General features: G+C 32.2%; 18 protein-coding genes, 2 rRNA genes and 2 pseudogenes. 19 read left to right on the top strand and 3 right to left on the bottom strand.

The features are described from left to right. The first annotated feature begins 9 nt into the window (after positions 1-9). The 8 genes from rrf (at position 10) to AS157_RS00070 (ending at position 7190) form a co-directional block, all read left to right on the top strand. Positions 10-126: ribosomal RNA gene (gene rrf, locus AS157_RS00105) — 5S ribosomal RNA — on the top strand. A 262-nt stretch (positions 127-388) separates the two neighbouring features. Next, complete coding sequence (locus AS157_RS00100) at positions 389-2851, top strand: alpha-amylase family glycosyl hydrolase (protein ID WP_077289094.1); 2463 nt, start codon at positions 389-391, stop codon at positions 2849-2851. Positions 2852-2992: 141 nt separating this feature from the next. Then, on the top strand, positions 2993-4342 hold the full coding sequence (locus AS157_RS00095) for a transglutaminase-like domain-containing protein (protein WP_077289093.1): 1350 nt from the start codon (positions 2993-2995) through the stop codon (positions 4340-4342). Next, on the top strand, positions 4342-5373 hold the full coding sequence (locus AS157_RS00090) for an L-Ala-D/L-Glu epimerase (RefSeq protein WP_077289092.1): 1032 nt from the start codon (positions 4342-4344) through the stop codon (positions 5371-5373). The genes AS157_RS00095 and AS157_RS00090 overlap by 1 nt, the downstream gene beginning before the upstream one ends. Before the next feature lie 21 nt (positions 5374-5394). Next, complete coding sequence (locus tag AS157_RS00085) at positions 5395-5748, top strand: cupin domain-containing protein (protein ID WP_143611749.1); 354 nt, start codon at positions 5395-5397, stop codon at positions 5746-5748. A 203-nt stretch (positions 5749-5951) separates the two neighbouring features. Continuing rightward, positions 5952-6266, top strand: coding sequence for a hypothetical protein (locus tag AS157_RS00080; protein WP_143611748.1), 315 nt, complete (start codon positions 5952-5954; stop codon positions 6264-6266). A 73-nt stretch (positions 6267-6339) separates the two neighbouring features. Further along, on the top strand, positions 6340-6498 hold the full coding sequence (locus tag AS157_RS00075) for an ATP-binding cassette domain-containing protein (protein ID WP_197023179.1): 159 nt from the start codon (positions 6340-6342) through the stop codon (positions 6496-6498). A gap of 152 nt (positions 6499-6650) precedes the next feature. Then, entirely contained in the window at positions 6651-7190 is a 540-nt protein-coding gene (locus tag AS157_RS00070) for a hypothetical protein (protein ID WP_077289089.1), read from the top strand. Between the two features lie 96 nt (positions 7191-7286). Here AS157_RS00070 and AS157_RS00065 read toward each other — a convergent pair whose 3' ends face one another. After that, on the bottom strand, positions 7287-9269 hold the full coding sequence (locus AS157_RS00065) for a [Fe-Fe] hydrogenase large subunit C-terminal domain-containing protein (protein ID WP_077289088.1): 1983 nt from the start codon (positions 9267-9269) through the stop codon (positions 7287-7289). 259 nt (positions 9270-9528) lie between these two features. Between AS157_RS00065 and rbsD the strand changes: the two genes are divergently transcribed. The 7 genes from rbsD (at position 9529) to AS157_RS09385 (ending at position 15489) form a co-directional block, all read left to right on the top strand. Next, positions 9529-9915: a D-ribose pyranase gene (rbsD, locus tag AS157_RS00060; protein ID WP_077289087.1), complete on the top strand. Its 387-nt coding sequence runs from the start codon at positions 9529-9531 to the stop codon at positions 9913-9915. After that, complete coding sequence (locus AS157_RS00055) at positions 9916-11394, top strand: sugar ABC transporter ATP-binding protein (RefSeq protein WP_214494932.1); 1479 nt, start codon at positions 9916-9918, stop codon at positions 11392-11394. It abuts the gene before it with no gap. After that, a complete protein-coding gene (locus AS157_RS00050) occupies positions 11391-12317 on the top strand; it encodes an ABC transporter permease (protein ID WP_214494931.1) in 927 nt (308 codons plus the stop codon). The genes AS157_RS00055 and AS157_RS00050 overlap by 4 nt, the downstream gene beginning before the upstream one ends. A 12-nt stretch (positions 12318-12329) precedes the next feature. Next, positions 12330-13199, top strand: a complete 870-nt coding sequence (rbsB, locus tag AS157_RS00045; protein ID WP_077289084.1) for a ribose ABC transporter substrate-binding protein RbsB — start codon at positions 12330-12332, stop codon at positions 13197-13199. A 43-nt stretch (positions 13200-13242) separates the two neighbouring features. Further along, positions 13243-14235, top strand: coding sequence for a LacI family DNA-binding transcriptional regulator (locus tag AS157_RS00040; protein WP_077289083.1), 993 nt, complete (start codon positions 13243-13245; stop codon positions 14233-14235). After that, the gene (rbsK, locus tag AS157_RS00035) at positions 14232-15128 is read left to right on the top strand and encodes a ribokinase (RefSeq protein ID WP_077289082.1); all 897 of its coding nucleotides are present in this window, start codon (positions 14232-14234) and stop codon (positions 15126-15128) included. The genes AS157_RS00040 and rbsK overlap by 4 nt, the downstream gene beginning before the upstream one ends. Positions 15129-15336: 208 nt before the next feature. Further along, positions 15337-15489 (top strand): hypothetical protein, encoded by a 153-nt coding sequence (locus tag AS157_RS09385; RefSeq protein WP_077289081.1) that lies wholly within the window; start codon positions 15337-15339, stop codon positions 15487-15489. Between the two features lie 41 nt (positions 15490-15530). Here the strand turns inward: AS157_RS09385 and AS157_RS09530 are convergent, their stop codons facing one another. Beyond that, positions 15531-16295: a chloride channel protein gene (locus tag AS157_RS09530; RefSeq protein WP_352039401.1), complete on the bottom strand. Its 765-nt coding sequence runs from the start codon at positions 16293-16295 to the stop codon at positions 15531-15533. Then, positions 16275-16649 (bottom strand): annotated as a pseudogene (locus AS157_RS09525) (chloride channel protein); the annotation flags it as partial. The pseudogene AS157_RS09525 and the gene AS157_RS09530, both read right to left, overlap by 21 nt. A gap of 418 nt (positions 16650-17067) precedes the next feature. Between AS157_RS09525 and AS157_RS00020 the strand changes: the two are divergent. The 4 genes and pseudogenes from AS157_RS00020 to AS157_RS00005 form a co-directional block, all read left to right on the top strand. Beyond that, positions 17068-17961, top strand: coding sequence for an aldo/keto reductase (locus AS157_RS00020; protein ID WP_352039399.1), 894 nt, complete (start codon positions 17068-17070; stop codon positions 17959-17961). A gap of 457 nt (positions 17962-18418) precedes the next feature. Continuing rightward, positions 18419-18628 (top strand): transposase, encoded by a 210-nt coding sequence (locus tag AS157_RS00015; RefSeq protein ID WP_077289078.1) that lies wholly within the window; start codon positions 18419-18421, stop codon positions 18626-18628. Continuing rightward, positions 18571-18939, top strand: a pseudogene (locus AS157_RS00010) (fibronectin type III-like domain-contianing protein); the annotation flags it as partial. The gene AS157_RS00015 and the pseudogene AS157_RS00010, both read left to right, overlap by 58 nt. 522 nt (positions 18940-19461) lie before the next feature. Continuing rightward, positions 19462-19579, top strand: a 16S ribosomal RNA gene (locus AS157_RS00005); the annotation flags it as partial.

The raw sequence follows: 19579 nt of genomic DNA, 5'->3' as shown, positions 1-19579 counted from the left end.
AAAGGTTTCCCGGGTGACGATACCAAGGCGGGAACCACCCGGTTCCATCCCGAACCCGGCCGTTAAGCCGCCTTGGGCCGATGGTAGTAAGGGGTACGCCCCTTGCAAGAGTAGGTATCGCCCGGGTTTATTTTTTTTGCAGGCTTTCGCCTGCTTTTTTTTTATTGTATTGGTAATAAAAAAATCTTCCACTTTTTATTTAATACTTTCCAATGCTTTCCAAATTATTTTTGCTTAATTCCTTGAAATAGCAGTGTGGTTATAGTAAGATGAAATTTACTTTTTTCAATTTTCCATTCTTTTTGGAATGATTCCATTAGTTTATACGTTAATGGAAAAATTTTGATAAAAAAGTAATAGGTGAATTTTTTTATAGGAGGAGTTTGTTATGAAAAAGATTTTAGTGATGTTTATTTTGTTTTTTTCTGTTATGTTTTTGGGAAATTGGCAGGATAAAGTGTTGTATTTTGTAATGATTGATAGGTTTAATGATGGAAACGTTTCTAACAATGATCAAGGTATGAACGAGTATAATCCGTATAATGGTGCAAAGTACAGTGGAGGTGACTTGGAAGGAATATTACAAAAGATTGATTATATAAAAGGTATAGGAGTAGATGGAATTTGGATTACGCCTCCTGTAGCCAATCAATGGTGGGATCCCTGGGTACACTATGGAGGATATCATGGTTATTGGGCTCGTGATTTTACAAAAGTTGATGAACACTTTGGAAATTTAGAGATTTATAAAAAATTATCGAAAGAATTGCATAGGAATGGGATGGTGTTAATTCAGGATATTGTTGTGAATCATGTGGGAAATTATTTTAGATTTAAAAATGGAAAATTTGAAATTAATACTAAAAGTGTCCCAACAAATGCCCCAACGCAATATCCTTTTAATCTGAATAATTATGATATTTCTGATGTAAGAAAGAAGTCTATTTATCATTGGACACCTGATATAAATAATTTTGCAGATCCGAATCAAAGACTTAATTATCAACTTTCCGGACTTGATGATTTAAACACAGAGAATATTGAAGTACGAAAAGCTTTAAAAGAATCGTATAAATATTGGATTAAACAGGTTGGAGTTGATGGATTCAGGGTTGATACTGCTATGTATGTTCCAAAAGGTTTTTGGAAAGATTTCTTTTTGAGCAAAGATGGAATTTATTCGCAGAAGGATAATTTCATATCTTTTGGGGAAGTTTGGTTAACTTCAAAACCATTTGATGACTCTGCTGAAAAAGAAATCGAGACGTATTTTGAAGCAGGATTTAACGCAATGCTTGATTTTCCACTAAATGAAGAAATAAAGAGGGTTATAAAGGGAGGACAACCAACAAAATATCTTGCTTATAGAATAGAGCGTCGAAATAAAATGTTGGAAAAAGGATTGTTAGTTACATTCATTGATAATCACGATATGGAGCGATTTGCTAAAGGTACTACACCAATAGTCACAAAATTGGCACTTGCATTTTTGATGACATTACCTGGAATGCCAGTCATATACTATGGAACTGAGCAATATTTTGAAGAGACAAGAGCTTCAATGTTTGAAAAAGGTTGGGGTTCAAAAAATAAGAATCATTTTAATCCAGAAAGTGATATGTACAAATTCATTTCTCAAATTATAAGTTTTAGAAAGTCTTATACAGCAACAAGATATGGTAAAGTTAAAGTTCTTTCGTTTGAAGAAAGTGGTGCGGGGATTTTGGCATATTTGTTAAAAGATGACAAAGAAGAGCTTGTTGTTATATTAAACACATCAAATGATACAAAGATTACGAAAATAAAAACTAGTTTAAGCGAGGGGACGGTTTTAGTTCCAGTATTTAATTTAAATGGAAAAACAACGAAGCTTATTACGAAAAAAGATGGAGAGTTTGTTGTAACCATTCCGGGAAGGAGTATAACGGTATATAAGGTATCAGATGAAAAAAGAGTGATAAAAAAGAGTAATCTTTTTGTTGATACTAATTTAAAAGATGGGATGATTATAAAAGATAAGTTTACTATAAAGGGGAAAACAAATGCAAAGTATGTTTATATTTATATAGATAGAAAGTACGATAATAGAATAAAATTAAATGTGGAAAACAATCAGTTTACTTATGTTATAGATCCACTACGCTTTGATCCAGGAAAACATACTTTACTAATAAAAGCTCGAGGAAAATCAATAAAAAACGTAATTTATACGCAGGAAACAAATTTTCTTGTTGAACTTGAAGTGAAAGATTTGGCATTTTCTATAGATCCCAAAGGTGATGATAATGGTCCAAATGGCACTTATGTTTACCCAACTGATCCTACTTTTAAACGACAAATGGATATTCTTGCCGTAAAGGTACAGTCAATAGGGCAAACGTTGGTAATAAGTATAAAACCCAAAGAAATAACAAAAAGTTGGAATCCAATAAATGGATTTGATCACGTAACGTATCAAATATTTCTCGATGATCCAAGCAAAGTAGGAACTACATATTTGCCATTTCAAAATTATAAAATCAAAGATTGGGATTACGAAATATTCGTAACCGGGTGGTCTTCTGCGTTGTATTCTTCTAAAGGTGCAAATAAAAACAAATTTGGTATGCAAATAGGTTCACCAGAAGTAATTGTGGAAGATGGTTGGATAAAAATAATAGTAAAAGGTGATAATCTTGGAAATCCTGAAAGCTATTCTGGATGGAAGATATACTTGACAAGTTGGGACTATGACGGTATCTCATCAAGATTTAGACCTATTGCTACAGAAGCAAAGGCATATATATTTGGTGGAGGGGATGAAAACGCAGCGTATATAATGGATGATTTATGGATAGAAATCCGTAAATAAAACTTAATTATTCAATATGTTTTAGTGGGCTTCTTGTTCGTTAAGGAGCCCACTATTTTATTTTGTTTTAACTAGACTATTTGGTATAATAAAACAAAGAGTATTTCGTTTTGCGAACTAAATAATGGGGGAGGGGGTCTGATGGAATTTTTGACAGTTGGATTGCCAGAAGATATTTTAAAAGAGGAATATTCTGGTAATTTTGGGAAAGCTTTGGTCTTAATTGAGAAGAAGCTTAAATATGAACTTCCAGAGTTATTGCGATTGCGTTTACTGTACGAAAAAGAACGTATAAATAGATTGCTTATTGATTATCCATATACTATGAAAGAAGCAGTTAAGATTGCCAAAGATAAAATAGCAGGTTTTACCGATATAGAATTTGAAAAATTATTTTATGAAGGAATGTTGGATTATATATATGTCAATGGTGAATATCGTTTTGAAAGCAGATTTGCCGAAAATTTAGGTTTTTCCTACAAGCATTATAAAGATAGGATAGTTCAAGAAGATAGTGTTAAAAAATCTAAAAAATTACTAGATGAGCGATTAATAGCATTAATCAATGGTGATGTACCAAAAACATACAAAACACATGCGCGAATTACTTTATATCCTGATTATAGTAAAATTTTAGGAGAGACTATAAAAGTGTGGCTTCCTGTTCCCAAGAAGGAGTTCCAAATAAAAAACGTAAAAATAATAGATGTAAGTCATGAAAATTTCGTATTATCTCCTAAAGAGATTTTTCAAAATACTATATATTTTGAAGATGATGTTGCCAATAAAAATGATTTTTACGTCGAATTTGAATATGAAGTATGTGAATGGGTCAACAGAGTTGAGTTAGATGAGGTAGAGGAATATTTTCCAAAAAAATTAAAGCAATACACCCTTGAGAAACCACCACATATTTTGTTCACTCCCTATTTAAAATCACTTGCTTATCAAATAGTTGGTAAAGAATCAAATCCTTATTTAAAAGCAAAATTGATATATGATTGGATAACTACACATGTGAGTTATTCGTATGTTAAACCTTATGGAACATACGAAACAATTCCTCAGTTTGTTGCAACAAATTTGAAGGGAGATTGTGGTTTTCAAGCTTTATTGTTTATAACTATGTGTCGAATAGTGGGGATACCTACAAGATGGCAATCAGGTTGGTATATAAATAAGTATTTTGCGTCTCCACATGATTGGGCTTTGTTTTATGTACAACCATATGGTTGGTTACCAGCTGATCTTTCATTTGGTGGAGCTAGAAGAGAAGAAGACAAAAAACGGGAATTTTATTTTGGTAATCTTGACGGATTTAGAATGGTTGCAAACACCGAATTTATGGAACAATTTTATCCAAATAAAAATTTTTGGCGTTCTGATCCATATGATAATCAGGTTGGAGAAGTGGAAACTGAGATTGAAAATGTATATTATGATAAATTTAAATATTCAATAGAAGTATTTAATTTTGTGGAGGTGGAATAATGAGTAAGGTTGTTGATGTAAAGTTTGAATTGAAAACTTATAAATATTACAAACCATTTCACATTACCGGCAGTGTTTCAGATAGTTCAACCAACATAGAAGTAGTAGTTATAACGGATGTAGGTGTCAAAGGATATGGAGAAATATCTCCATCTTTTAGAGTGAATGGAGAAAAGGTGGAAGGTTTGTATAAACTTGAAGCGGCAATAAAAGAAAGTATTGTCAACATGGATGTAAAAGAATATAGAAGAATTTTTGATGTTCTTGATAAATTCTTTGCAACTCCGAGTGTAAAAGCAGGGGTGCAATATGCCGTTCTTGACGCATTTTCTGAAGAAATAAATACTCCTGTATATTATTTATTGGGGGGTATGAAACGTGAAATCGAAACGGATAAAACTGTAGGTATAGATACTATTGAAAATATGGTGAAAGAGGCCAAAGAAATTTTTAGTGAAGGTTTTAAAAATATAAAGATTAAAGTAGGTGAAGATTTACGTAAGGATATAGAAACAGTTGAAGAAATTGCCCGTAATACCAATGGGGCTAAATACATTGTGGATGCCAATATGGGATATACTCCAAAACAAGCTGTTGAGTTTGTAAGAGTTCTTTATAAAAAAGGTGTAGATATTTCTGTTTTTGAGCAACCCGTCGCGGCAAGTGATATAGATGGATTAAAGTATGTAAGATTTAATTCTCCATATCCAGTTGCAGCTGATGAGAGTGCCAAAAGTAAGTACGATGTTTACAGACTAATAAGGGAAGAAGCAGTTGATTTTGTAAATATAAAGCTAATGAAATCCGGATTATCAGATGCTTTGGCAATAGTTGAAATGGTTAAAACAGCAAATCTCAAGCTTATGATAGGTTGCATGGGCGAATCAAGTCTTGGGATAAACCAAAGTGTCAATTTTGCACTTGGTACAGGTGCATTTGTTTTTCACGATCTTGATTCCTATTTGATGCTTAAAGAGAATAAATTTCGAGGAAAATTTAAACAAAATGGTTTTAAAATCACTATATTGTAACTAAAGTTACAGACTGGAGGTTTGATTTATTATATAATGAAAAAGGAGGTGGATAATATGATCAACAAGTATTCTTATAGAAATAACAAACCTGTATTGGATAAAGAAGGAGTTATTGGAACGAGATTTTTTGAAAATAAAAAGATCCAGTTAGTCCATATAGATATTAAACCTTTTTGTGAATTAAAAGCGCATAAATCAGATGTAGATGCGTTACTTTATGTTTTGTCTGGAACAGTTGAAGTAGAAATAGGAAATGAGGTTTTAAAGTTAGAAAAAGATGAGTTGGTTGAATTTCCAAAAGATGTGTTTCATAGTGTAAAAAACATAGGAGAAAAAGAAGCAAAAGTTTTAGTTATGAAAATTCTTGGATAAAAAATGGTAATGTGCAAAAAAATTATTGTTTAGAAAAATTCAAGTTTCCCTCTAATCTATAAAGTTTTATCTTAGTATATAATTGTGTGGGAGGGGGATTTTATTTTATCTTCTGTCAAGAAGATTAATGTTAACTTTTCAAACTCTCCACATTTCCCTACTACTTCCAATCCTCTGGTATCACTACTTTTTCATGTCTTGTGTTGTACATTTTAGTTCTAAAGGAAAAGATATTTATCTTGACAAGAATCATTAAGATAAAGCAATTGGAGATTAGTACTCAGTGCTTCAAGGAGATTGAAAGTTTTAAAGCTGTAAAATCAAGTCAAATATTGGATAATATTATTCGAAACACAGCGGATACTCTTTCACTTATAGTATCTGGATATTTTGTTTTAATTGGAAAGTTAAGTTTTGGTGGATTTGTAACGATAATAAACACATTCTGGAGAGTGATTTTATCTTTTTGGAATTGTTCAAGCTATACCAGAATTTCACAGATACTTACAAATACTTGAAAGAATAAAAAATTTATTAAATACTGAGCAGAAAGAATATTTTGAGCAGGATAATAGAGTAATTTTAAAAGACGTGAAACTTTCTTATGATGAAAATAAAGTAATAGAAATAGATAATTTGGAAATAACCCCTAAGAGTAAGGTATTAATATTTGGAGAAAATGGGGCAGGAAAGACAACTCTTTTAAATATAATCTCTGGATATTTATCACTAGATAATTGGACATCCTAAAAATCCTATAAAATAACCATTCTTTCACGTGATTGGCATTCCTCTTCAATTTTTCAAATATATTCTAAGGTAACTCTAAGATAAATATAAGGATTTGTTAAGGAAAAGTATGTAGTATAGAAATTGTAGAAAACACATTAGGAGGTGGGATTATGTTTAAAAAGATCAGTGTAATTTTGTTAACTGTTTTAGTGTTGGCGGCAAGTGCATTTGCGGCAAGGCCATGGAGTAACTATATGCAGACAGCCCCAAGGAGTCAGGTAGAACCGCTTTATAGGAATTTGCCTGAAGGTGCAACGGTTTCTGAAATAAGTATATCAGGTATAGTAAAGGAAATTGAGGTAATACCAGGCGAAGGAATAAAAGTGGTTGTAGAGGCAGAAGGAAAAGAATATGAAGTACATACAGGACCAATTAGATTATACGAAGGATTAAAAGAGGGAATAAATATAGAAATTATTGGCAGAAAGGTAGAATTAGGAGATGATACATACATAGTAGTAGACAAAGCAGTAATAGAAGGAAAAGAAATAGTTATAAGAGAAAATGGTTTTCCAGCATTTGCAAAGAAAGGAGGAAAAGTAAATAGAGGAAATACTTATTTAGGAATGGAAAGAAGGAATTCAAGAGGAAGAAATATAAACAAATCAAGAAATAATGTAAGAACACATGTACGCGGTCGTAGAAAATGATAAATATTTAGTTGTGTAAAATACAAACAAGGCTCCAATAATATATTGGAGCCTTTTTTTGGAGTTTAATTAAAACGCATTAAACTAACATGTTAATTATTCGTTTATCAAATTATTTTCAGCTTCGTTTGTGATTTCATCTACCGATGCTTTTACCTCTTCTATAGCTGCTGACACTTCTTCTATAGAGGCACTTACGGTATTTAAGAGAGTTTTAATGTTATCGAACTCGGTTATTATTTTATTTGAAACATTTTGTGTAACATCTTTTATTAATTCTATTCCTTTGGCTTTTTCTTCTAATTCGTTGAAAAGGGAGAGTATTTTGTCTATGGATTCTTCTATGTCTTCAGATGATTCATGAGATTGATTTGAAAGTTTTCTAATTTCATCTGCAAGAACTGAAAAGGCCTTTCCGGCGGATCCCATACGTGCCGATTCTATTGCCGCGTTGAGAGCTAGTAAATTTGTTTGATTTGCTATAGCACTTATTGTTTGTGTTATTTCTTTTAGGTTTTTAATATTTTCAGAGACGTTTTTAATAGATGTGAGTACAATTTCAGATGTACTTTCTACATTTGTTTGGACGTCTTTTAATTTTTCTACCACGGCAATGCCGCGCTCAGATGCTTCTAAGACATTTTTTGAATCGTTTCCAAGTGCATCTACAGCATGAACCATTTCCGTGGTCGTTAATTTAATATTTTCAAGTGTTGTTTTAAAGTTTAATATCATTTCACTTATTCGGTTATTTTTTTCGTTAACTTCATTTATTAATTTTTCTTGTTGCCTTATTTTATATTGTACACAATCATCCCAAGACAACAAATTATTGTATACAGCTATAGCTCTATCTTTGCATGTATCATATCCACAGGCCCCACAATTGAGAGGATGTTCTAACATGCCGATTTTATCTAATATTTTGTTAATTTCATTGTCAGAAGGAATTTTGTAGGTTATAGGTGTAATTTCAAAATTTCTAAAATAGTCTCCTTTTGAGTAAATTTTCTTCAGTTGTTTTTCAGAAACAAGATTTTTGGCAATTTGTTTTCCTTTTATTTTGAATAATTTCTTAGTTACAATCCTTGATTTTGTATAATTTGCGACTATTTTCTTTTTTTCTGGAATACTTATATCCTTTCTCATGGTAGGTCCATCTATACATCCTTCACAATATAGTATATCAACTATTTTTGGAAGACTATCTTTCTTGCCTTTTTCTAATTTTTCTTTGTAATATTTTAGATAATCTATAACTCTGTCTTTTCCTTCGATTATTAAAATATCATTGTCAAGAATTGTATCTAGTTTTTTCCTTAAATAATAACTAGCTGTTCTTGCAAGACCACCACTTATAGGATATGAAGTACCCACTAACGGTTGCATGCCATCGAATAATTCTTTATCCTGGGAGTTGATATTTATATTTTTTTCTTTGAAAATTTTTTCGAGTTCTTCAAATGTAAGTACAAGATCAACTATTCCTTTGATATTTTTATCTTCTATTTCAGTCTTTTTGGCTATACAAGGACCTATGAATACAACTTTTGATTTTGGGTTACTGTTTTTTAAGTATTTGCCTAGCGCTATCATTGGACTTACCGCCCTTGATAAATTATTTGAAAGAGAAGGTTCCCATTTTTTTATGAAGTTTACAATACTTGGACAAGGAGAAGTTATTATATGTTCTTTGTTTTTTAATTCATCTATTACTGCTAAAGTTGTAAGTTCAGCTCCCATTGCTACCTCATGGACTTCTTTAAATCCTATTTTTTTTAGAGCGGAAACTATTTGTAATGGATCAATATCGATAAAATGTGCAACGTACGCTGGTGCAATTATTGCAATTAGATATTCATTATCTTTTATCCATTTTTCCAAAACATCAGTTTCATCTAAAAAGATGCGAGCGTTTTCTGGACATGTTTCAACACAATCCCCACAAGAAAGACAAAGTTCCGAAACAACATTTACAGCATTATTTTCTACAATATTTGCATTTACCTTACATGTCCTTATACACGTCATACATTTTACACATTTTTCTTCTAATGTGTATACATATCGTTTATTCACTTTTTCACCTCCCAGGTTAAAATAAAATTAAATGCTTTTAACATTAAAGAATTATAACACATGGACTATAAATAGAGTATGTGAGAATTTTTAGAAATATCAACAAAGATATCCAAATTTAGAGATGAATAGTTATTACAATGTATAAAAATAATTTTTTGCGAATTTTCTTATGTTTTCTCATTTGACTTTGATAAGCATTTTTTGATAAAAATATGTTGAAAACGTTTTCGAAAACGTTTTCTGAAGGAGGTAAAGGATGAAAAAAACAGGGGTGTTTAATTCTGAAATAGCTAGAATAATAGCAAGTTTAGGGCACAAAGATATGATTGCAATTGTTGATATGGGGTTTCCTATTCCTCGTAATATTGAAAAGATAGACTTAGTTCTTGATTATGGAAAACCTACATTTGAAGAAGTTTTAGATGTTGTGTTAAAGGAATTGAAAGTGGAAAAAATAATAATCGCCAAAGAATCTTCTAAATCCCTCGAGGAGGTTTGTAGAAAAAAACTCTCTTTTGCACATATTGAAAAGGTTACACATGATGAATTGAAGAATATAAGTAGTAAAGTGGTAGCGGTTATAAGAACGGGCGATGTAACTCCTTATAACAACGCGATATTAGTTTCTGGGGTGATATTTTAAATGAAAAAAATATTAGAATTAAAAAATGTTATTAAGACATTTCCTGGAGTTGTTGCGTTAAATAATGTAAATTTTGGTCTTTATAAAGGAGAAGTTCACGCTTTATTGGGCGAAAATGGTGCGGGGAAGAGCACGCTAATTAAGATAATCAGTGGAGTTTATAAGCCTGATTCGGGTGATATTTTTCTTGATGGAAAGAAAACAAATTTTTCCAACCCTACTGAAGCTATCAAAAAGGGAATAGCTACTATCCACCAGGAATTGAATTTGTTTGAAGAGTTGAGTGTAGCAGAAAATGTATTTGTTGGTAGGGTTGATAAATTTGTTTTTTCTAAATCTAAAATGGTTAAGGTTGTAGATGAATTATTGAAAAAGCTAAAGTTTCCTATCAGAGCAAATGAAAAAGTGAAAAATTTGAATACTTCTGAAAAGCAACTAGTTTCTATAGCTAAAGCGTTATCATTAAATGCGAAAATAATAATAATGGATGAACCTACTGCAACAATTACGGACCATGAAACAAAAAGACTTTTTGAGATAATAAAAGATTTAAAAAGAAAAAACATATCGATTATTTTTATTTCACATAGGCTTGAAGAGGTTTTTGAAATAGCTGATAGAGTAACTGTTTTGAGAGATGGAAACTATATAAATTCAATAAGTATAAAGGAAGTGTCAAGAGAAGATTTAATTAAAATGATGGTAGGTAGGAATATAGAGGAAATGTATCCCAAATTTAATGTAATAACAGATAAGGAGCTATTTAGAATAGAAAAATTACAAGTCAAAGATTATGTAGAAAATGTTACTTTTAATGTAAATAAAGGAGAAATATTTGGGATTGCTGGTTTGGTTGGTTCAGGAAAACTTGAGATTGCTTTAGGAATATATGGATATTTACGCTCTAACTGGGATAAGTTGGTATTAGATGGGCGCACATATTTACCAGGAAAAGATATGCTTAAACATGGTATAGCACTTGTTCCAGAAGATAGGAAAAAAATGGGATTAGTTTTGGATATGGATGTGGTGAAGAATATAGTCTTACCAAATGTTGATGAGATATCTAAATTTGGAAAAATATCGTGGAAAAGGGCAAGGGATATGGTAGCTAGCGAAGTGAAGAAATATTCAATAAAAATTTCTTCTATTAAACAAAAGGTAAAAACACTATCAGGTGGAAATCAACAAAAGGTTGTTCTTTCAAAAGTTTTAAGAAAAAAGCCAAAGATTGTTTTTTTAGTTGAACCAACGAGGGGAATTGATGTTGGAGCAAAAGTAGAGGTTTATAACATTATAAACAAATTGGCTAATGATGGGGTAGGTGTAGTTTTTATTTCCTCTGAACTTCCTGAAATAGTAAGTTTATGTGATAGAGTATTGGTAATGCACAGAGGACGTTCAATGGGAATTTTGGAAAAGGGTGAAATTACTCAGGAAAGCATATTAAAATTGGCAACAGGAGTTGATATTAAATGAGGCAAAAAGTTTTTTTGAAAAAACTTAAAGAGTATCCGGCAATCGTAGGTTTTTTTGGAATAGTGATATTATTCTCGTTATTAAGTGACAGATTTTTGACGTTTTCTAATTTTATTAATGTATTTAGACAAGTTTCTATCCAAGCAATTATTGCGTTTGGTATGACTTTAGTAATCATATCAGGTGGTATTGATTTGTCTGTGGGATCTGTTTTGGCATTTTCTGCCGTTGTAATGGCTTCGGTAGTGAAAAATGGTTCGGTATTTTTGGGAATTTTGGTTGCGTTATTTGTTGGAGCTTTGCTGGGAGCTATAAATGGGTTCATTATTGCCAAAGGGAAGATTCAACCATTTATTGTTACATTGGCTACCATGGCTATTGCAAGATCATTAACGCTAGTTTATTCTCAGGGAATGCCTATAACAGGTTTTCCGCGGGTTTTTAGAATAATAGGAAGGGGAGATGTTTTAGAAATTCCTGTCCCAATAATTATAATGTTTGCAGTGTTTGGGATTATTTATTATATATCAAAATATACAAAATTGGGACTTTACACGTATGCGATTGGTGGAAATGAAACCGCTGCAAAATTAAGTGGTGTAAAGGTAGATAAGTATAAAATTATCATATATACGATTAGTGGAGTTTTGGCGGCGGTAAGTGCCATTATTTTGACTTCAAGATTAAACAGTGCGCAGCCAACGTTTGGAACGGGATATGAATTAGATGCGATAGCAGCTGTTGTACTTGGTGGGGCTAGTTTAGCTGGAGGGAAAGGAACGATTGTAGGTACATTATTCGGGGCATTAATTATGGGAATTCTTAATAATGGTTTGAATTTGCTTAACGTCTCTCCGTTTTATCAACAAGGAGTAAAAGGAGTTGTTATTCTCATTGCTGTGTTGCTTGAGAGAGAAAATTGAGGAGGTGTAAGTATGAAAAGGATATTTTTGGTAATGTTTATTTTGGTGATTTTTGTGGCAACTGTGTTTAGTTATAAGATAGGGTTATCGTTGTCAACACTTAACAATCCGTTTTTTGTAGCTCTTAGAGATGGGGCGATTGATAAGGCAAAAGAATTGGGAATAGAGCTAATAATAGTAGATGCACAGGATCGACCTTCTAAACAGCTTAATGATATTGAAGATTTAGTCCAGCAAAGGGTTGATTTAATAATTATCAATCCTACAGATAGTGATGCAATTGTTGCCGCTGTTGAGGAAGCTAATGATGCAAAAATCCCCGTAATAACTGTTGACAGGGGCTCAAATGGAGGAAAAGTAGTGGTACATATTGCTTCTGATAACGTCTTTGGTGGAGCAATGGCTGCAAAATTTATTGCAGAGAAATTAAATGGGAAAGGAAAAGTAGTGGAATTGGTTGGTATACCTGGAACCTCTGCAGCAAGAGATAGAGGATTAGGATTTGAAACAGAATTGAAAAAATATCCAGGTCTTGTTCTTGTGGCAAAACAAACGGCCAATTTTAATAGAGCAGAAGGGTTAACGGTTATGGAAAATTTACTTGAAGCATATCCTGATATTGATGCCGTTTTTGCACAAAATGATGAAATGGCACTTGGAGCAATTGAAGCAATAAAAGCAGCCGGAAAACTTGATGATATAATTGTTGTAGGTTTTGATGCCATACCAGATGCAATTGAAGCTGTAAAAAAAGGTGAAATGGCTGCAACTATAGCACAACAACCGTATTTAATGGGACAATTGGCTATTCAAAAGGCTTTTAAATTTTTAGAAACACAAACTGTTTATATACCTGTTGAATTAAAACTTGTAACTGAATAATTACTTAGGGGGGTATCCCCCTAAGTATATATTGGAGGGGATCATGCAAAGGCCGGGTATTAAAGAAGTAGCTAAAAAAGCTGGAGTTTCAATTTCTACAGTTTCTAGAGTTTTAAATAATTCTGCTCCAGTTTCAGAAGAATTGAAAAAGAGGGTAAAAAAAGCAATAGAAGAGTTGGGATATTATCCAAGCAATATAGCTAAGGGATTAAGAAAAGGACGAACAGGTACAATAGGGTTTATTTTACCTGACATTACAAATCCATTTTTTGCAAACATTGTTAGAGGTGCCGAAGATTACTTGAGGAAAAAGGGATATAATTTAATTTTGTGTAATTCCGACCAAGATAGAAAACAGGAAACAGAACTTTTAAAAATATTAATTTCCAAACATATTGATGGGTTACTTTTTACAGGTACTGGGTCTTCCAATCCGCTGTTAGTGGAAAAAATAAGAAAAGGTTTGAAAGTGGTTTTTTTGGATAGGATCTTTGAAGAGATTAATTCGTCTTATGTTATTGTTGATAATAAAATAGGAATGAATTTGCTATTAGATTATTTGATAGATGTTGGACACAGGAGTTTTATTTTTATTAACGGAAATAAAGAGACCTTTAGTGCAAAAATAAGGTATGAGGCATTTACTGAAAGGGCAAGAACTGAAAAGTTGGAATTCAAACACTATTTTACAGAATTTTCTTATGAAGCAGGGTATAAAAAGGCTAAAAGGTTGAAGGGGTTACCAGATGCAATATTGTGTGGAAATGATTTGATTGCCTACGGTGTTATAGATGCTCTTGAGGAAAAGGGATATAAAGTACCTGAAGATGTTAGTGTAACAGGTTTTGATGATATTCCTTTTTCAAAACACTTTAAACCACCGCTAACCACTGTCTATCAACCAATGTATGAAATGGGTAGAAAATCGGCAAAGCTATTATTGGAAATAATCGAAGAAAAAAAAGTATCTAATAAAGGTATAGTTTTGTTACCAAAGCTTGTGATAAGAGAATCTACTAAGGAGATGAGAAAATGATAGCGGTTGTGGGTAGTTCTAATATGGATATAGTATTATCTACTGAGCGATTTACAAGACCTGGTGAAACCCAAAAAGCAAAAAAATTAGAATTTTTTCCAGGTGGAAAAGGTTCAAATCAAGCTGTTACAATTGCAAAATTGTCAGATGAAGAGGTGTATTTTTTGACTTGTATAGGAAATGATTCATATGGCGAGCTTTTAAAAAAACGATACGATGAACTAAATATCTCAGGTTATACCGTTGTAGATGAAAATAATGGCCTTGCTTTTATTGAAGTTACGCAAGAAGGCGAAAATAGAATAATTATATATCAAGGAGCAAATAAATATTTAACAAAAGATATAGTGGATGATCATATACAAAATTTAATAAAAGCTGATATAGTGCTTCTTCAAAATGAAATACCATTTGATACAACATTGTACGTGGCAAGTTTGCTAAAAAAAGAAGGGAAAATAATAATTTTTGATCCTGCACCTGTTGAAGGTGTAACTAAGGAAATATTAAAGTATGTTGATTATTTGACTCCAAACGAAGAAGAAATTAAGTTACTAAGTATCAATTTTTTTGGTGATTTTATTTCACCGGAGGATAGTTATCAGAAATTAAAAAAATTAGGATTGAAAAAACTTGTAGTTAAGTTAGGAGATAAAGGGGTTAAATATTTTGATGAAACACAAATAATTGAGCAACAATCATTTAAGGTGAAAGCAATTGATACAACTGCAGCAGGTGATGTGTTTAATGGGGCTTTTGCAGTAGCCTTATGTGAAGGAAAAGACATAAAAGATGCGCTTAAATTTGCATCTTTAGCAGCGGCTGTATCTGTAACAAAAAAAGGAGCACAAAGTTCTATACCAACAAGGCAAGAAGTTGAGGAGTTTTTTTAATAAAGATATTAAGCTGTTAAATATATTTATATGTAGAAAAAGCACATGACTTCGGATATTTACCGAAGTCATTTTTTTGTTTGACAACGTGTAATTATACAGAAAAATTAGCTATTTTTAAAAGAACATTTATAGATTACTAAGGTTTTAGTTATTATAATCATTAGTTTAGTATTTTTGAAGATTATTTGGCAAATTCAAACCAAACATCCGAATTTCTGCAAAATATATTTATGTAGTATGGCGTAATGAAGGCATATTAATGATAGACATAAGTGATCCAGCTAATCCAACTTTAGTAGCAGATATAGTATTGTTTAGTGGTTCATATCTATGTAAGAAAGAAAAAGAATGTAAATAAAAAATCTTGTGGTGTTATGAAAAAGGGTAATTTTTTTATAATTATTCCAGTCTGAATTTCTTAAAGAGTAGGTATGATACTGAGGAACCTATAGCAGCTGGTATAAGGGCTTTATATCCAAAGAGCTCTAAAGGGAAAATGACAGCAGCTATTGGAAGATTTAGCATAGAAGAAAGAAGAGCAGATAAACCAACTATAGAAAAAATGGAGCTATTAAAGCCAAAATTTCCTACTACAACTCCTAAGTTCATTCCAACTATTGTTAGCGGAGTAAAATATCCACAACTTCCCAAGCTTTCTATAGTAAATACTGTAGCAAGTATTTTTCCTATTATAAGTTTTTCAACATTTTTACCTCCAAAAAAGACTTTTAAGCCAAGGATTGTACTTCCGAAAATTATACCTGTTAGACTAACCAATAAACCAGAAGTAAGAGTTTTTTTAACGGAATCTAAACGGTTTATATAGTTTCTAAAATAAAATTTAAGAATATATGCAAGCATACCTATGCCACCAAAAAGCATAGCAAAAATTATTGAAAAGATTATATCAATTGTTGTTACATTTTCAATATTTAATTTTGAAAACTTTTCTATGAATATCGGTGTAAAGCCAAGTATTCTTACATGAAAAATACTTATCATGGAAGACAGTAAAGCGGGCATTAAATCTTCGTAGCTAACAGTGTCTTTTTCAAAGTATTCTACAGATAGGAATGCTGCAGAAAGAGGGGTTCCAAGGTAATAGGTTAACATACCCGAGGCAAACGATATAGTAAATATTCTGCCAAACTTCTTTGAGAAAATTTCCGATAAACCTTTCCCAATAAATAATATCGGGGAAACTAAACCTCCACTACCTCCAAATCCTAATGTAATCATTGTTGAGATGTATTTTAAGATTAAATCTTTTAGAGTAATATGTATTTTTTTGTTTTTGTAAGAATTCACACCGGTTCCAAGAATAAGTTTAGAGTGTTTTTCCAAAAGACCAACTATCCAGAATGCTATAACTGGCGCAAAAACAATATAATTTCCCCATAGGATATTTATTAACTCAATAACATTAACAAGTGTTTTTGCTAAAAATGGAGAAATAAATCCAGAAATTACACCGGCTATCAAAACCCATACAAGTTCTTTCATGTTGTTATTATAACACGAAACAAGATAAAGGGGTGAGTATGTTTGTCATTTTGAACGCGAGGAGAAAATCATCCAAAGGAAGCAGGTGGGCAAAGGAATGTCATCCTCTTTTGTCATTCCGAACCCGTAAGGGTGAGGAATCTAAGATTGCTCGTATGCGTTCAGGATGAGAAAGGTATAAGATCCCTCGACTACGCTCGGGATGACATCCTCTTCGCTTGCTTGTTCCTTAGAATGACAAAAAAGAATATTCCCCCATAGATGACAAAAAAGTGAGAAGATTTTATATTTTTTGAACAGATTCAGTGTCGGCAAGATTAACAAAATAAGGTATTATTTGAAAGATAAGATTTATAGATTGGAATTTTGTTAGGAGTTTATTAAAGAATATACTATATAATATCCATGATATGGAAAGAACAATAACAACTAAATATTAACCACATGTAAGGGAGGAGATAGTATTAATAGTATTATAAGCAGAATTATACACGGAGTTATGAGGATAAAAGATTGTGCTTATACAACTGATGAGTTATTAAATTTTGTATACAAACTAATTGATATTGGAGTTACCACATTTGACCTTGCAGATATATATGGTGATTATGAAGCACAGGAGATTTTTGGAAAAATTTTGGAGAAAGACCGCTTTTTAAGAAATAAAATACAACTTATTTCAAAAGCAGGTATTGTGCTGCTTTCTGAAAAGCATCCCGATGTTTATGTAAAGCACTATGACACCTCAAAAAAGCACATTATATCTTCTGTGGAAAAGACGTTGAAGGATTTGCATACGAATTATTTGGATGTACTCCTTATACATCGTCCAGATCCTTTGATGGATCCAGACGAAATAAATGAAGCATTTGAGTTACTAAAAGAAAAGGGAATGGTGTTAAATTTTGGGGTGTCAAATTTTAGTGTGCATCATATGGCGTTATTTAGACGAACAGTAAAGCAGCCAATTATGTTTAATCAAATTGAGATTTCTCCACTTCATGTAGATAGCCTTTTTGATGGGACGCTTGATTTTTGTATGGAAAATAACATTATTCCTATGGCATGGTCACCTGTTGCAGGTGGAAGGGTATTCAAAGAGAAAGAAGTTTTAAAAGTATTGGAAAATGTTGCAAAAAATCATAATACAACAATTGAACATGTGATATACGCATGGTTGTATATGCATCCCTCAAAAATTCATCCTGTAGTTGGAAGCGGAAAATTTGAAAGAATAAAAGCCGCTGTGGAAGCTTTGAAATTAAAGCTTGAAAGACAAGAATGGTTCTATATTTTAAAAGTTTCGAGGGGATTTGATGTTCCTTAAAATGGCAGTGTTAGCAAGATTGGCGAGATTTGTTGGAAAGAGTTGGAATTTTTTTGTCATTCTGAGCGATATGTGCGAAGAATCTTGAATGACATCCTCTCTTCCTGTCATTCTAAGGCGCGAAGCACCGAAGAATCTTATCTTTTTACCAACCTCTCCAACACTATCTAACACTATCCAACCTTTCTAACACTCGCTGATTAAGATCCTTCGTTACTACGTTCCTCAGGATGACATTCCTTTCGCTTACGCTCAGGATGACATCCCCCTCGACCGTGTACGGGATAAGATTCCTTTTTTGTCATTTTGAATGACAAAAAAGATGTGATGATGTTATATATTTTTTAGTTTAAAAAAGGCTCTCTGAAGTTGCACTAAACCCCAAACCCAAAAATGAAACAATAAAAAAAAGCACCCCCGAAGTGGTAAAATAAAACCAACGAGGGGATGTTTTTCTTTGGCAAAGAAAGGGCAGAAATTTAAGAAGTATTCTCCTAAATTAAAAGAAGAAGTTATTAGACTTTACTTTGAAGAGCAACTTCCGAAACGAACCATTGCTTCTCTTTTGGGTATTGATCAAAGCAGAGTTCGTTTGTGGATTAACAACTATTCGAGTTTGGATATGGACTTTCATATACAACTTTTGAATATTCAAATCTTAATTTAGAAAAAGATAAAGAGATAATAAAAGTCGAATTTGATGTAAAAAATGTGGGAAAAATATCCGGGAAGGAAATAGCACAAATATATGTAAAAGCACCAAAAGGAAAGATTGATAAACCATTTCAAGAATTAAAAGGATTTCACAAAACAAAGCTATTACAACCTGTTGAATTAGAGCATGTCAACATCTCAATACCAATAAATAATTTGGTGAGTTTTTGTAATGCAGGATGGGTTGTTGAAAAAGGTGAGTATGTAATAAGAATTGGTGCATCTTCCAGGGATATACGCCTTGAAGGAAGAGTTAAAATATAAGTTTTAGTATAATTTTTACAACATGGTTCCTGTACTCAAAGTGAACCATGTTGTTTGATTTTTATTTCTTCCATTTATGTGTTTTGAACTATTTTTTATCGCCCTTACTTCCTTGTACAAAATAAAGCATTTGTTTGCAAATATCATTTCTTTAATTTTTAAGATTTTCATGAGATGTCGCAAGACTCCTGAGGAAGTGGTGTTGTTTACTTTGTTGTTTCTTTTAGTATTCATGTTGTTTACTAGTTGTGTATTTGGATGTTACAATTATACTGTAAAATAATAATCGCTATGCAATAGAAAGGGTCTTGAAAAAGGGAACAAAGTAGAGGTTGCAGTCAGGGATGCACAAGTCGTAGCTGTAATAACCCTGAAATAAAATTAACTTATCTGTAACTTGACTAAAAAAAACAAACGTGGTAAATTAGATACCGTGCCACGAATGGTTGGATGTAAAAACGGGTCATTGAAATGTGGATAGCAGTCCTTTGAGAAGTAAGAAATCAGGACAAGCTCTAGATAGACATGGAGGGTTTGATCCTGGCTCAGGGTGAACGCTGGCGGCGTGCCTTACACATGCAAGTCGAGCGAAGCTGCTAACTGGAGTCCTTTGGGATGAAGGTTAGTAGACTGAGCGGCG

It is taken from the genome of Thermosipho sp. 1244 (genome assembly GCF_018588215.1).
GTDB lineage: Bacteria > Thermotogota > Thermotogae > Thermotogales > Fervidobacteriaceae > Thermosipho > Thermosipho affectus.
Note: the sequence above shows the minus strand (reverse complement) of the source record. Positions and strands in the feature narration are given on the sequence as shown.